The sequence below is a fragment of the Bacteroides faecis MAJ27 genome (genome assembly GCF_900106755.1).
GTDB classification, from domain to species: Bacteria; Bacteroidota; Bacteroidia; order Bacteroidales; family Bacteroidaceae; genus Bacteroides; species Bacteroides faecis.
On record NZ_FNNN01000003.1, the window covers coordinates 59,383 to 75,368 of the forward strand.

General features: G+C 39.5%; 9 protein-coding genes. All 9 read right to left on the reverse strand.

From position 1 onward, the window contains the following. Positions 1-11: 11 nt before the first annotated feature. The 9 genes from BLW31_RS03615 to BLW31_RS03655 all read right to left on the reverse strand — a co-directional run bounded on the left by BLW31_RS03615 (position 12) and on the right by BLW31_RS03655 (position 15,977). Complete coding sequence (locus BLW31_RS03615; protein ID WP_029425536.1) at positions 12-3,401, reverse strand: SusC/RagA family TonB-linked outer membrane protein; 3,390 nt, start codon at positions 3,399-3,401, stop codon at positions 12-14. Positions 3,402-3,432: 31 nt separating this feature from the next. Next, on the reverse strand, positions 3,433-4,857 hold the full coding sequence (locus BLW31_RS03620; protein WP_022301531.1) for a DUF4992 family lipoprotein: 1,425 nt from the start codon (positions 4,855-4,857) through the stop codon (positions 3,433-3,435). Positions 4,858-5,105: 248 nt separating this feature from the next. After that, entirely contained in the window at positions 5,106-5,996 is an 891-nt protein-coding gene (locus BLW31_RS03625) for a sugar phosphate isomerase/epimerase family protein (protein WP_010537905.1), read from the reverse strand. A 300-nt stretch (positions 5,997-6,296) separates the two neighbouring features. Further along, entirely contained in the window at positions 6,297-8,567 is a 2,271-nt protein-coding gene (locus BLW31_RS03630; RefSeq protein WP_010537904.1) for a GH92 family glycosyl hydrolase, read from the reverse strand. A 7-nt stretch (positions 8,568-8,574) separates the two neighbouring features. Next, positions 8,575-9,543 carry a 1,4-beta-mannosyl-N-acetylglucosamine phosphorylase gene (locus tag BLW31_RS03635; RefSeq protein WP_010537903.1) on the reverse strand — a complete coding sequence of 323 codons (969 nt, stop codon included), beginning with the start codon at positions 9,541-9,543 and terminating at the stop codon, positions 8,575-8,577. Positions 9,544-9,595: 52 nt separating this feature from the next. After that, complete coding sequence (locus tag BLW31_RS03640) at positions 9,596-10,927, reverse strand: MFS transporter (protein ID WP_010537902.1); 1,332 nt, start codon at positions 10,925-10,927, stop codon at positions 9,596-9,598. A gap of 98 nt (positions 10,928-11,025) precedes the next feature. Next, on the reverse strand, positions 11,026-13,230 hold the full coding sequence (locus tag BLW31_RS03645; RefSeq protein ID WP_010537901.1) for a DUF4838 domain-containing protein: 2,205 nt from the start codon (positions 13,228-13,230) through the stop codon (positions 11,026-11,028). 166 nt (positions 13,231-13,396) lie between these two features. Next, a complete protein-coding gene (locus BLW31_RS03650; protein ID WP_010537900.1) occupies positions 13,397-14,746 on the reverse strand; it encodes a DUF4999 domain-containing protein in 1,350 nt (449 codons plus the stop codon). A 16-nt stretch (positions 14,747-14,762) separates the two neighbouring features. After that, positions 14,763-15,977, reverse strand: coding sequence for a BT_3987 domain-containing protein (locus BLW31_RS03655; protein WP_008765825.1), 1,215 nt, complete (start codon positions 15,975-15,977; stop codon positions 14,763-14,765). Between the last annotated feature and the right edge of the window lie 9 nt (positions 15,978-15,986).

The following is a 15,986-nucleotide window of genomic DNA, read 5'->3' on the forward strand; positions in this document are numbered from 1 at the left end:
ATACTGTTCTTTTAGAATGTTAAATTGACACCAATCGTGAATTTACGCAATGTAGGATAACTTCCGTAAGAGGTCATCGGATCGATGAAATTGTCTGGATACGGATTATAGAAGCTGAGCAAATTCTGTCCGGTAACGTTGAAACGGCAACTTTCAATGCCTATTACTTTCATATATTTTGAGGGGATAGAATAAGCCAGTGTCAAACGATTCAATCGAATACGTGTTCCACTAACTCTCCAGAATGAAGATTGTACTCCATTTACGCTAGTCCATCTCAAGTTTGGATATTCACCGTTACGATTAGCCTTCACAACTACGTTGCCTGCTGCATCAGTTACGTCATTATATACAAACATATTATCTGTTGTCCAAAAAGAGGGCATATTCGCATATTCCAAATCATTATATTTGTTAGCCGACGTTCCCATATTTCCCAACGAATAGGCACTGGAAGGAATAAAGCTATACCCTCCCCAACCAGCGTTGAACTGGGCTGTCAGAGAAATACCTTTCCATTCTGCACTCAAATTCATAGTCATACCATAAGGATTATTCCGATTAGACAATCGTACTTGGTCATTTTCAGTGCTGACAACCCCGTCTGGTGCAGCATAAGTACCGTCAGCCTGTCTAGCTCCGCGTACATCCTTATAAATCAACATACCAGGTTTTACATCTTCTTTATTAAGTCCCATATAGGTGGAAATATTGTATTTTGTAAAATATTCATCAATATCCTGATAGCTGCGGAACATACCTAGACACTGCATTCCCCATGAGCCCTGATCCGTACGGTCACCTCTTCTATAATCCTTGTAAGTCGGTTCTGTAACCCAGTCTCTTACCAAAATTTTATTATCACTATAACCTGTGTTAATCTGAATTTTGTATTTAAAGTCCTTGCCAATTCGATCTCTCCAGGTTGCGGACAGTTCTACACCATAAGCATCTAGTTCACCATAATTAACCTTAGCGGAGTTCGCTCCAACAATAGACGGAACAGACTCATTATAGCTAAGTAACATTTCACGATTCCATTCATAATAAGCGTCAATATTAAATGACAACCGATTATTGAGGACGTTGAAATCAAGTCCGAAGTTTCCTTTATAAGACTTATCCCAATGGGCGTCACGGTTGACTGCAGCGTTTCTGCTATTCATTGTAAGACGGCTACCGGCCTGAGAAGTGGGATCTGTACCCAAGACAGGTCCCTTATCCAAATCCGTACCATAAGTCTGTAACCATTGCCACGGTGTCGTATTATCACGTCCGGTTAAACCGAATGATGCACGTAGCTTCAAATAGTCCACCCATTTTACATTTTTACTAAACCAGCTTTCCTGCGAAATTATCCAACCGGCAGATACCGAGGGGAAGAATCCCCAATAGTTTTCAGGGGCAAACTTAGTAGAAGAGTCCGAACGTAGCAGGAACTCAAACAAATATCTGTCTGCATATGAATAGTTCAAACGACCGATATAAGACAAGTTTCCTGATTCATAACGAGTGAAAGTTGTTCCCGGTGTACTAGTATATTTTACCGAATTGGACTGTCCTGTTGTAAATTCATAAGGGTCGGTAACAGAACCATATAAATATTCGGTTTCCGATTCTGACTTCTCAATAGAGAACAAAGCTGCTATTGAATGTTGTCCGAAATCTCTGTTGTAAGTTGCCGTAAAGTTCATCTGATAGTTATCTGAACGCGTCATTGAACGAGACAAATAGCCTTCGGTATCCGAAGAACTGGAGTTTACCACCAATTTTCCACCATTAGCATACAAGAATCTGGTATTCTCAAACAAACTATTGTCCGCACCATCAATTGGAGTGTATAGATGCTGCCCACTACCTGCACGATTCTCTAAATAGTAAAGTTCATAAGAGGTACCATAATCATTTGTTTTATCGGAATTAATGCTCTTTGAATAAGAAAACTTCAACTTCAATCCTTTCAACCACTTATTCCATCCGAAGTCATACTCCAGTCCAGCATTCACATTCATGTTTGAAGACATATTGCGTTTATAGTCACCGTTGTTCTGCAACACACTAAAGTTATAGTTTTGTATGTTACTCACCTGCTCATTGGTAGGACCGTAAGCGGCAACCGCATAATCACCCACATATTCGGGGATATAATAAGGATGCGTCAACAGTGTATTGTAGTCCTTCTCGGCTTGCGATCCGCCTACTTGGTTGAGTGGAGTATTCTTTTTTCCATAATCACCCGAAACCTGGATATTTGCTTTCACCCACTTGCTTATCTTTACGTCAATACCAGCACGATAGTTCCAACGGTTGTAATCCAACTTACCCAAATTACCATCCTGGTCAAAATAGGAAATACCGGCAAAATAGCTTGCCCTTTCAGTGGCGCCACTCAAATTCACACTGTGCTGTTGAGTCAATGCAGCTTTCCAGTTCTTATCCAATAAATCATAGTTCAAGCTTTTCATAGCATTAAGCTCATCTTGTTGGAAAAGTTGCTTCAACGGGTCAATACCAGTTTCCGTAGGGTCTCCCATACGTACTGCATTCCACAATTTGCCATATTCATATGCACTCAACATACTTGGGCGAGATACTTCATCTGTTATACCGAATGTACCGCTATATGATATTTTAGGAGTTCCTAATTTTCCCTTCTTCGTTGTCACCAAAACAACACCATTAGCTGCACGGGCACCATATACCGCTGCCGAAGCATCCTTCAATATAGAAATACTTTCTACGACCGTAGGATCTAGGTTGTTGAAAGCTTCCGCACCTAGATTCACTGTGCTATTTCCAACTTTCACCTCCGTCGGATAAATGTAACCATCTATCACATACAATGGAGTCAAGTTGCTTCCACCAATATCTTCTAATGCTTTATTCTGGCGAATCGAAATGCTCGCATTTTCACCCGGACGGCTATCACCTCCACTTACAGAAACTCCGTTTACCAAACCTCTCAACGTATTGGATAAGCTACCGCTAGAAACGTCTTGAATTTCATCTACGGGAACCGTTGCAATAGCACCGGTTAGATGGGCCTTCTTCTGTGTGCCATAACCTACAACTACTACTTCATCCAATTGCTGTGCATCTTCCTTTAAAATAATCTTGGCCAGTTTAGAGGAAAAAGAAGAGAACCGTTGCGACACATAGCCAATATAAGATATTTCAACTTCTTTACCTGCAGGCACATTCAGCGTGAAATTTCCATCCAGATCGGTAATCGTTCCTGTAGTTGTTCCCACAACCTTTACAGCAGCCCCAATAATAGGTTGTTCGGCTTCATCCAAAACAATCCCTTTGAATGTTCTTGCATTCTGAGCCATTGCCGACATAGCCATTACAAAAGCCAAAAGCATGCACAAACATAATTTAAGTATATTCTTATGTTTCATTTTTATTATATTATAGATTTAACTCTCTGTTTTATTTTAACCAACGCGGGTCACCACTACCATGACTGAACACTTCTGGAGCGCTCGGAGTAAAGTCTCCATTAGCCGGATCTGCAAATCCCGGGTCTACGCCATAGGCTGTGGAACTCTTATCACCTGTACTTTGTCCTGTTGTTTCATTTACCGGCAAGGATCCATCAAACCAATAACAGTTGTTATCGCAAGTTTTACTATTATCAGTACGTCCCCCCACAATACGCCGATTAAACTCACCACTACAAGAATCGAAAAATATATTCTTGCTCAAATTGACAGTATTAGCTTGTCTATTCCAAACATTAGAATTGAAGGCTTGCTGTGTTTTAGAAATATTGTAGAATGTATTACTTGTGAAGTTCATTGAACAACTTGTCCAACCAGCCCTAGAAGCTTGTCCACCAGCAACACGTAAGAAACGACCATTATTAGCATTCGAAACATTATAAAAAGTTGTATTACTGATTTCAAAGTCCTTTACAAATGTACTATTTGCATTAAAATTGATAAGATCACCATCTTGGTACAGTTTGATTAAACAGTCTCTGATAATGAAATTCTGTATGGCATAGTTCTTACCATTAATATTGACAAGATAATGACGCACATTCAATATCTCGCAAGATTGGAAAATCATTGGATTAGTAACGATTCCATAGCTATTCATTCCCAATATTTCACTAGGTACATTACCGAATTTCAAGAAAGTTCCACCTGTCACTACGTCACAGTCGAACTCTATAAACTTCAACGCTAATCCTCCACCACATGAAATAATAGAACCCGGACCTGTAAATTTTACTTTGGCATGATCTAGTTTATTACCACGTAATTGTACGTTGTTTACTCCAAAATCCAAATCCCCTGAAATAGTATACGTTCCTCCTGCCGCCAATTCATAGGCAACTTCAGTATCTTTTCCGCTAGTGACAGGATTGTCAGCAAACCATGTAGTCAAATCTGCTCCATCAGGAATACTCGTTGCAGGAACAAGAGTAGACCAACTCGCTTCAGTAGGCGAAGTAGCAGTTGCATTGTTTAATTTCGCATTTCCCAACGTTACAATCTCCGCCTTATAATTTGTATCGTCCAAATAGGGACACACTACAGACGCCCCGTCTATAATACTATCTTTTACAACAGTGATAGGATTAGAGGGATCATCCACAATATATAAGGAAAACTGGTAACCACCCGCCCCCATAATCACCGGCCAAGTAACCTTTACATTAGTAGTACCGGCAAGTTTTGCAAATTCAACACCAGATGCTTCCGGTGACAATAATTGTGTGCCTGTCACGCCCCCAGAAAAAGTTTCTTCATCGAAACCGTCTCCTGCACAAGAGCCGATAGAAAAAGCTATCGATAAGCACACTAGACTTTCGACGACTGTTTTTTTAATCTTCATCTTACTCTTCATAGATTAAATTTTAATTTTAAACAAAATAATATATAATATCTTCAAAATATAAAGTTTCTTTAATAGATGACGTACAGCTTAAAAATATGTAATCACTCAAAAAGAATAAAAAAATCAAAGAGATAAAAAATGTCCCATTTATAAGATTGAATCGAGCGGTTGATCAAAGAAAAGAATACAGTCGATTACATCCAATAAAGTGCCCGATTGACTCAAAAGGAACGGTTGATTGAACTACCGGAAATATTCTATTGAAAGATTTGCTTCAAGTATTCAATATTCGTTCCATAATTCTTCTTCACGTTCCTCACATCATCCTTGTCTCGTGAGCGTTCTACTACCAGCCAGCCCCTCCAGCCCATTTTGTCGAGTGTCTTTTTCACCCTATTCATATCCAGGCGTTCATTAAAAGGAAGAGTTACTCCATCCGTATCCGTACAATGAATCTGGCAGATTCTCTTTTTTCCCAAAGTCTTAAGTTCCTTGCACAAATCCCGTCCATTCTCTAATGCATTCTGAAATTTAAAATAGATCTTGATACCGGGAGAATTAATTTCTTTCAGTAGTTTTACTTCCTCTTTTGCCTCTAGTTGGGTTTCAATACCAATAACAACTCCTTCGGAAGCAGCCATATCCCCTACTTCTTTCAGGCGTTTTACCAAAGCCGTTCGAAGTTCCGGAGTATCTTGCCAGCCTGCTTTCACTCCACCCAAAGGAAGGAAAGCAACCTTGACATCCATTACTTTCATTGCGTCCAGACAATCTCGTACTAATTCTTTATAATTAGTACGATCTAAAAAAGACTGTCCATAAAAACCGGACATAGCAATAGAAGAGACCTCTAAGTTATAATTCTGAGCCGTTTCGCGAAATAGTTGTTGGAAATGGGGTTCACGCAATTTGTTATCGAACATTTCTCTTTTACCGAGACTGCCCATATCCAACTCGACTCCATCTCCCTTCAGCTCATGCACTAATTGGAACGAACCAATCTTCTGACGTTTCAAGATCATCCAGTCACATACGGCAATCTTATAACGTTGCTCTTTTTGTTTCGGTGCGGAAACTGCCAACACCGGAAAACATTCCGCTACGATCAATATCCAAAGGATATGTTGAAATAATTTCTTTTTATTCATCATCTTAATATATGCTGATCGTATAAAAGACGGATGAAAGGAAACTTTGTAATCGGCTACATTCCAAATATTTAATACTAAAACGGAAAAAGTATTTTGAATAAAGACAGGATAGTGACACTATCCCATGTAGATGGCGTCACTATCCTGCTCATATAGTGTCACTATCCCAAGCGGATACCGTCACTATCTTTTCAAGAAGAATAACCCAGAATAATGTAAAAAAATGAGCTGCCGGACTTAAGAAAATAGTCCGACAGCTCTGTCAACCCAAAAACGATACCTATGAAACACTGTGTGTTATTTCAAATCAAATATCAAGCGTTTACCATGAACAAGTTCATCGTGGGTAATACGGTATTTATTAAACTTCTTACCATCCAATAACACCTTATTTATATAAAGAGTTTCCGATCCGGTACGATTACTTTCAATTACCAGTTCATTTTCTTTGTACCATTTGGGATCCAGGCGAATCGTTACTTTATTAAATACCGGAGTAGTCAATGTATATTCCGGCAATCCCGGACAGTCGGGATAAAAACCTATCATATTGAAAATAGCCCATGCAGACATCGTACCTGTATCATCATTTCCGGGAATACCGTCCGGTTTGGTCGTAAAGTACTTATCCAGCAGTCGCTGCGTCTCTTTCTGCGTACGCCATTCTTCTCCTTTGAAGTAAGAGAACAGATGGGCATAAGCAATATCAGGCTCGTTAGCCGGATCATACAATCCTTCATCAAACACCATCTGTAGTTTATCAACAAAAGGTTTCTTTCCACCCATCAGTTTAGCCAATCCATATACATCATGTGGTACATAGAAAGTATAATTCCAGGAATTACCTTCATGGAAACCGGGATTCGGTTCAAAGTTCTCTCCCTGTCTCGGATTAAACGGACTATAGAAAGTTCCGTCCGGAAGAATGGGACGGAATGTACCAAACTCCTTGCTATAATAATGCTTATATCCCAATGAACGTTTATAGAACATCTCCGCATCTTTCTTCTTTCCTAAAGCATCCGCAAAACGGGAAAGGGCAAAGTCGGCGATATAATATTCCAGTGCATGAGAAACAGAATTATCATACTGTTCACGGAGCGGCACATACCCTTTTGACATATAATCATCATTATCCGGACGCATCAAATTCTCTGCACCGGGTAATGTAGCCGACTTATACATCGCTTCATAAGCCAGATCTACATCAAAGTCACGCAATCCTTTCATCCATGTATCCACAATCACCGGAATACTCGGGTCACCTTCCATCGTAAGTGTCTCTCTTCCATACAACTCCCATTTAGGGAACCATCCGTGTTCGCGATACATGTCAAGCATCGTACGTACCATTTCCATCTGACGTTCAGGATAAACCAAAGTCAATAGTTGATGCACGTTTCGATAAGTATCCCACAAAGAGAATACGGTATATCGGGTTCCTTTCGTCGTCAGTATCTGATCGCTTTCCATAGCCGGATATTCACCATTCACATCTTGCAGAACATTCGGGTGAATCAGCAGATGATAAAGTGCCGTATAGAAAACAGTCTTCTGTGCATCCGTTCCTCCTTCTACCGTGATGCGAGACAAGTCATCGTTCCACTGTGCACGGGCATCAGATAACACTTGTTCAAAGTTCTTTCCTGCCTGTTCTTTATCCAGATTCAACCGAGCATTCTCTATACTTACAAAGGAAACTCCCATTTGCACCTCGACTTGCTCTCCTTCTTCCGTTTCAAAAGTGAAATAAGCACCCACATCGTCACCTGCTATTTCTTTTCCGTAGCGGGTATATAACTTATACTTACCCTGATCGGGGGCCCATTCAGCTTCCACCCCAGTCATCGGACGTTGCTTTTTCCAATATCCGGTTGCAGCAGGAACCTTATTTACTCTCATCACAAAATAGATGGGAAACACAGCCTGAGGATTATAACAGAATGTGCCAAGCAGTTTCATTCCCTCTATTTCACTGTCGCTTACACGGCGAAGCATGGCTCCACTTTCATTAGTCAAACCTTCGCCCAAATTTAAAAGTATATGACTTTTTCCTTTAGGAAAAGTGAAACGGGCAATGCCTGTACGTGGAGTAGCGGAAACTTCTGTCTTTACATTATATTTCGTAAGATAATTGGAGTAATAACCGGGAGAAGCCTGTTCGTCTTTATATTTACTCCCATATTCCTTATAGTCAACATTCAGCTCTCCAGTAGTAGGCATCAGCAATAAAGAACCCAGTTCCGGACAACCGACACCACTTAAATTCACATGAGAATATCCGGTAAAGAAACAATTGGTATGTTCATAAGGCGTGGACCACCAACGTGCATCTTTATCGTATGTATTATCGGCAGACCCCATTACATTGAAAGGTACTACAGACATCATTCCATTCGGACAAACAGCTCCGGGATTAGTCGTACCAAAGTTTGTTGTTCCAATAAAAGGATCTACATAGTCTATCAACAGACTCTTTTCCTTATTTGCAGGGGGGGCCTTACCCTCTCCCCCAAATACGGGAAGAAGGGTGAAAGCCAGTGTGCAAGTTAATAATATACGTCTCATATTCTTTTTAGATAATGCTCGTTCGTTTTGTGAAATCAATTATTTCCCGGATATAGCCGAAAGCCATTCCTACAACAGTGTCTGCAGCTCCATAATAGACAGCTACACGCTCTCCGTCCTGCAATGCTGCACAAGGAAATACCACATTTGGTACATCACCCTGAAGTTCATAAGGTGCAGCCGGACCTATCAGATATTCACGGGTACGGTAGAGCACCTTTTCCGGATGATCCTTATCAAGTATAGCTGACCCCATCGCATAGCGGAAACCGTTGCAAGTAGTGATAACTCCATGATAGAAAAGCAACCAGCCTTCATCAGTAAGGAAAGGTACCGAACCTGCACCAATCTTGGTACACTGCCAGGCACTTTCGGGGAAAGGAGTGACTTTCATTACACAACGATGTTCACCCCAATATTTCATATCCGGACTGTAGCTGATATAGATATCACCAAACGGGGTATGTCCATTGTCGCTTGGACGGCTTAGCATAGCATATTTGCCATCTATCTTTTGCGGGAAAAGTACTCCATTACGATTGAAAGGTAAGAAAGCATTTTCGCATTGGAAAAAATCTACAAAGTCAAACGTATAGGCAATACCGATTGTAGGTCCATGATAACCGTTGCACCACGTTACCCAGTAACGGTCTTCAATCCATGTAACACGCGGATCATATTTATATTCAGATTCAATCATCTCCGTATTACCAGCCTTAAACTGAATCGGTTCATGGCTAATATCCCAGTGAATACCATCTTTACTGAATCCTGTGAAGATATTCATCTGTACCGCTTTGTTATCACAACGGAATACACCGGCGAATCCATCTTTAAAAGGAACGACGGCACTATTGAAAATACTATTAGATGAAGGAATATGGTAGCGTCCGATCACCGGATTTTGTGAATAACGCCACATTACGTCTGTGCATCCGGCAGGACGTTCTTCCCAAGGAATTTGAATCTTATTCATAATAATTATTTATTTAGTAATTGGTTTTCTATTATCTCTCAAAAATAGCAATTTATTTTTTCTTTTTTGAATCATCATACGTAAAAGGTATAAAATAGGTCATCAAAAAAGCAGGAATCGTTGCGATCAGTACATAGATAAAGAAACTACGGTAGCCTAGTAAATCACTAAAATAACCGCTGACCATTCCCGGAAGCATAACTCCCAGGTTCATGATTCCAGAAGCGAATGCATAATGTGACATCTGATGCTTGCCCGGAGCAATCTGCTGCATCATGAATAAGGTCAGTCCGACAAAGCCAAAGCCATAACCGAAATACTCCATCGTTATACATGTTCCGATCAGATAAAGGCTGGTCGGTTGGACTACCGCCAGAAAAGTATATGCAATAAAAGGAAGATTGAATACACAGCAAAGTGTGAACAGTGTTTTCTTCAATCCATATCTGGCAACAAAAATTCCGCCTAGCAGAGAACCGATGACAAAGGCTGCAGAACCAAAAACTCCATTCAATGTACCTATCTCTTTCAATGATAATCCTAAACCACCGACCTCTCTGGATGCGCGCAAAAACAGAGGGGCAACTTTCATTATAAATCCTTCTGCCAATCGGTAGAGAATAATAAAGAAGATATAATAAACAATATGCCTTTTCGTAAAGAAGTTGCCAATCACATTGAGTAAATCCGTCACAATTTCTGAGGTGGTTTTCTTACCGGTAGCAGGGACTTGGGTAGACGGCAGCATTTTTATGTGATAAATACCGATCAACACCATTATTGCAGCAATTACAGCGAAAATAATCGTCCATGCGGACGAATATGCACCTTTATTGGCATCAATCGATGCCCCTTCTATAGCTCCGAAATGCTCTGCCAACATACCGGCCAAAGCAACCAGCCCGCCATTTGCAACCAACTTTGCCACATTATAGAAAGCTCCTTGCACTCCAATATATTTCGCCTGGTCCTCTTTATTCAGTTCTGCCATATATACACCGTCACAAGCAATATCATGTGTGGCCCCGCTGAATGCAATCACCGCCATAGTGGAAATACTAATAGCAAAAAAATAATCAAAAAACAGCGAAAAAGCTACTACTCCAAATAATATACCACTCAATAGTTCGGTTACCAATACAAAGAACTTCTTAGTCCGATACATTTCAAGAAAAGGACTCCATAAGAATTTGAGTGTCCAGGGCATCATGATAAGGGAGGTCCAAAACGTTATCTGAGTATCGGATATACCCAAATCCTTAAACATGAATACTGAAACCAGATTGATAGCAATGAAGGGAAGTCCCATTGCAAAATAAGCGGTAGGAACCCAATAGACCGGGTTGATCGTTTTTCTTTGAGAAGCAGTTTTATTCTGTTGCATAATTCAATAGTATATAGATGAAAGGGTCATTTTTCTGACCCATCTATATATAATACAACTAAAAAGGGCAAACTACTAACGCTTGCCCCCACTTTTTTTTATTTTATTGTTACTTCGTCGATAAAAAACCACGAAGGATGGCCTACACCGTAATGCCATTCGGGACATTCTTTCGTACCGGTGACTTCAACTTTCACGTAACGGGCATGCACCGGCGTATCCGATTCAGTCTTCACTCCGCGGAACTCCACTTTGCCCGAACGGTTTTCCGGCATATCATGTGTTCCCCAATGCGTATAATTCTCTCCATCTTCAGAATAAGAATAAACCACCTTCAGAGGGAAAAGAATCCAGGCTCCGATCTGATGCAGGAAATCCGTCTCTATACTATGTATTTCTTTCTCTTTACCCAAATCTATAACAAAAGCACCGTCTGTTCCTTCCCAGCCAACCCAGCTTTCAACGAAAGTAGATCCTCCGAATAATCCGTCCACTAATGCCGTTTTTCCGATCTCTGCATATTTACCAGTAGGAGGAATAAGATAAGTGACCTTCGCTCCTATCGCAACGCTTTTTTCTGCACGGGGCATATATCTTTCCCGATACAACTGACAATATTCCACAGGAGAATTGGAACGCTCATTCAATGTCGGTACATTAAATTCTTTCACCCGTTTTTCAAAAAGTGCCAATTTCGGACTGATCTCATTCATATCCGTACCAATATCAGTACGGGCAATTTCTAATTCCGAATACTGAATGGGTAAGCGGGCACGCTGCACACGCTTCAGGAATTTATTATCTTCAGCCACCGCTTTCTCTGCATCATCAAACAGTTGATTATAACGTCGCATCAGTTGTGGTTTCAGCATTCCATATTTATGGGAAACAGGGGAATCATAAATCCACAATCTTTGTCCGCTGCCTATCAACGCTCCCTCCATCACCTTGATATACTGATAAAGGTATGGCGCAGCCTCTCCATAGTATCCATGCAGGAAATGCTGCATCAAAGAATCAACATTCGCTTCGGGATTCCACATTAACTTAGATACCAGATAGGCACGTAACTCAGCGAAATCTCCTCCCCTGCTTCCTGCAATCTGCGAGAAGTGCATAGTAGCATGATTCTTTTTGAACAGACGAATATTATCCTGCAAGATATGAAAATTAGGGAACGGAGCCAGATAATTATCAAAATTAATACCATAATCCCACACGAAAATATTATTAGTGATGGCAGACCAGCCTTCCATTGCTTTCACAAACTCTTTACCTGAGGCATTTTCCGTCAAAGTCACTTCACGGTCACAATCTATATCACAAAGCATGATATTCACATTCGGCAATGGCTTCACATGTTTCGGAGGATTCATCGTATACAGATAGGCAAGCGTGGAAAATTCCTTATCAGGAAAACGGGCAGCCAGTTTATTCAAAAAAGTAATGATACTTCCAGAAAGTGCTCCTTCATAATCATCTATTGCTTTACAGGCATCACATGTACAATTAGTGTAATTACCATCATTCTGACTCACAGACATAATATGCTTATCCGGATTTGCCTTAAAAATAGAATCAATCCGCTGAGCCACGATCTCAAAAACTTTCGGGTTACTCAGACACCATTGGCTCGCTTTCCCCGGATGGCGTTTGCCTTTAAAATAAGAATAATATTCCGGATGGTCTTTTCCATATACGGAAGCAGGAAGCAACTTATCAAAAGTATGCACCCAATAACCGGCAGCAAACACTTCATTTGGCTCTTCCAGCCTGTTCCACCATTTATATATGGAGTCTGTACGAATAGCATAACATTGTGTCTGGCGGTAACGAAAAGCCGGATTATCTATTTTATCGATAAGCGGCAGTTCGACTGTCTTCGCAGGGTTAAAAGAGTATTCGTTTTCTCCCCAATAATCCACTCCAAGATATTGTTCAAGTAAAGTTACAACTCCGTAGACTGCCCCATTCCCACTGCCTGAAATACGTAAGATTCCATCTTTCGTAGATAGGCTGAAACCGTCTTCTGTCACTCCAGCTGGGGTTTTGCTACTGATTATAATATCTCCTTTTTTTGCATTCTGTCCTTTTACAATGGGAAATGTACAACCTGAAATTCTCTGAAGGAACAATTGAAATAAATTTGCTGATATTTGATTAATCTGGTCATTTTCTGATAGAATAATCCTGGATTTAGTTTTTCCATTATCAACTAAAACGACTTGTGCTGTTGCAGGAATATAACAACATGCTCCCAACAAACAAAGCAGCTGAAAAATAATACGGCGAATGATTCTCATAGCATTTCCTTTAATTAGTTTTTAGATAATACAATCCAAAAATATAAGATACTCAAGAAAAAAATCAGTTCTAAGTTTTATTAACAAAGAAAACTTAGAACTGATCACAACATGATATAAACAGCAAATAGCCCAAGCTCATTCAGTAATAAACTTGGGCCATTTTTTATTCAGTTTCAGTATAAATACCTACAGTATTAATATAAGGAGAATAATAAAGAGCTCCATGGAAAGTTACTCTTATATATTGCGCTTGTTTAGCCACAAGAAGAAGAATGTAACTTGTCTTATTTGCAAATCCTGAAGCTACACCAAGATCCTCATATTTCTCTCCATCATTACTTATCGCTATACTTGCACTTTCCGAAGAATAAAACCATTCATAGAAATGTAAAGCAATAGTTTTTATATTCTCTTGTTTTCCCAAATCGATATCAAGTATGCTGCCATCCGGAACATAATCATACAAGTCGCTAGATTGTCCATTCAAAGTAAAACTCCAACCCGAATGGTCATTTATTACAGAACCTACCGGTTTGTCTACACAAGATAAAAATCCGACAAGTGCTGTTTTATAAACAATATATATAACTTTATTCTCGCCTATATCTGCTCCTACTCCATCAACATTCGTGATTGTCACTGGAATAACATAGTTAGTACCCAGCTGCACAGAAGCCATATCATCCGAAAAACTCAAGGCAACACTCTCTTCCGGAGTTGTTTTTCCTTGTTTAATCATTATTGTCGATTGCTTCAAACTTGCACTAGTCAGTAAAGAATAATCTGTGCCATGCAATGCATTATACGTTCCAACTAATGCCGGATTAATAGCAAGAGTAACTTTGGTGTCACCATCTGCGGCCCATGCCGATTTTAAGATACCGTCAAGCTTCCATTCACTGCTTAAATTTGTAAATCCTTGACTATACTGATACTCTAACAGATATTCTTTACTTGAAGTCAGTGTGACATGATTTGGTTTGTAAGTCGATTCAAATGTCAAGAATATCTTACTATTACTTTCACTCGCTGATACTCCTGTTCCATTAATAGAAGTTATAGCAATCGGGAGAATATAATTTTCCGATCCGTTCTTAAATTCTTCCATATTAGTATAATGCACTTTTAAAGTATCTGCAGAGATATATTCCCCTTGTTTTATATACAAAGTTGCATTTTCCAGTTCTGCATTTTGTAAAGCTACATAGCTCGTTCCATATTCACTGTTGTATGCATCTACCAATGACCTGTCAATAGCTAATTGGATGGTCAAATCTTGTGGTGCAGGTTTAGTACACCTGACAGGAGACAAAATATGTTCGGTGGCGATTTCTTTCAAAAAAGTTCCGTCTCCTTTATACTCTAAAGTAGCATTTGTTTCACTTGGTTTATAAATATAGACATAATTGATATCATACGGATCTGTTGCTTCGTCATCGTCACATGCTGTGACTAATGGCAATGACATAGCAAAAAATGTACTATATAATATATATTTAAATAATGCTTTCATATCATACTATTTTAAATTATTGAGCAAATGAATATGTTTCCCATGTCACCTTTTGACGGTTTTCGTTACCTAGGTTAGAATTGCCAATTTCCACATCATGACCATTACCGGTTACATCGTGTAGTATTGTAGCTCCTTCACCTTCATTCATTGGCAGATACAACAACAAATTCTTGTCTGTATAGTCAACTTCGGTATACATAGATTTCTTTATCTGATTAACTGTGCGTGTAACTTTCCAAAAACGAACCTGACACATTTCACAGAAATCCGGAAAATATTCTTCTCCTGAAGAAATCATCTGAAATTGATCAATATTCATCGGTTGTCCTATTGAAGAAGATAATGAGGCAACTACAGTACCATTTTGGTACAATAAAGTAGTACCGGATGCTGCATCATAACTCACTGCAAAATGATACCATTTTTGTGCTTCTAAACCTTTTCCCTTAGTTGGATCACCTGTATCAAATTGAGACCCCATCGTTTTTACTTGTAGGAAATTATTTTTATAGCTACCATTCTCGGAATAGATTAAGTCACCAAACCGTATATATAGTTCTGTCCCTGAACCTCCTGAGTTTATTATAGCCTGATTATTCTTAGTATATCCACCGTTCCCTGATTTAGAGGTGACTTTACTCCACCATTCCAATGTATAATTTGGCAAAGCTAACCCCCAAGCTCCTTCCGGGGCTGCATGCATACCATTATACCATGTTAATTTAGGAACAGCTTGTTTCAAAGGCTTCACAAGAACCAATAAAAAACTGGAAGAGGATTCCGACTTCTCAATACCTCCTTCCACATTCTTAATACTGATGGGAATTGCATATTGAGCACCGCCTTCAGCTTCAAAACTTTTAATATCAACATTCACAGGATCTGCACTTACAGAACCTGCTTCAATTGTCACTGATTCAGGAAATGATATATATTCTTTAGGAGGCATTTTATAATTAGTTTCATTCTTCTTATTATAAGCATCTAATACAGATTCGTCAATAAATAAATTAGCTTTTATTGTTTGATTAATAATATTCACCAAACGTACAGTTAACGAAGTACGCGTCGTACCCTCTGTCAATGTCAATTCTTTAGTTTTGGATGTAGACGCTTCATTTATATAGACTAAATTATCTATAACATCATACTTAGCATTTTCACATGCAGTATGGACCAGTGCCAGTACCCCAAATGCCATTATTTTAAGTAAAGATATTCTCTTCATTGTTTAACC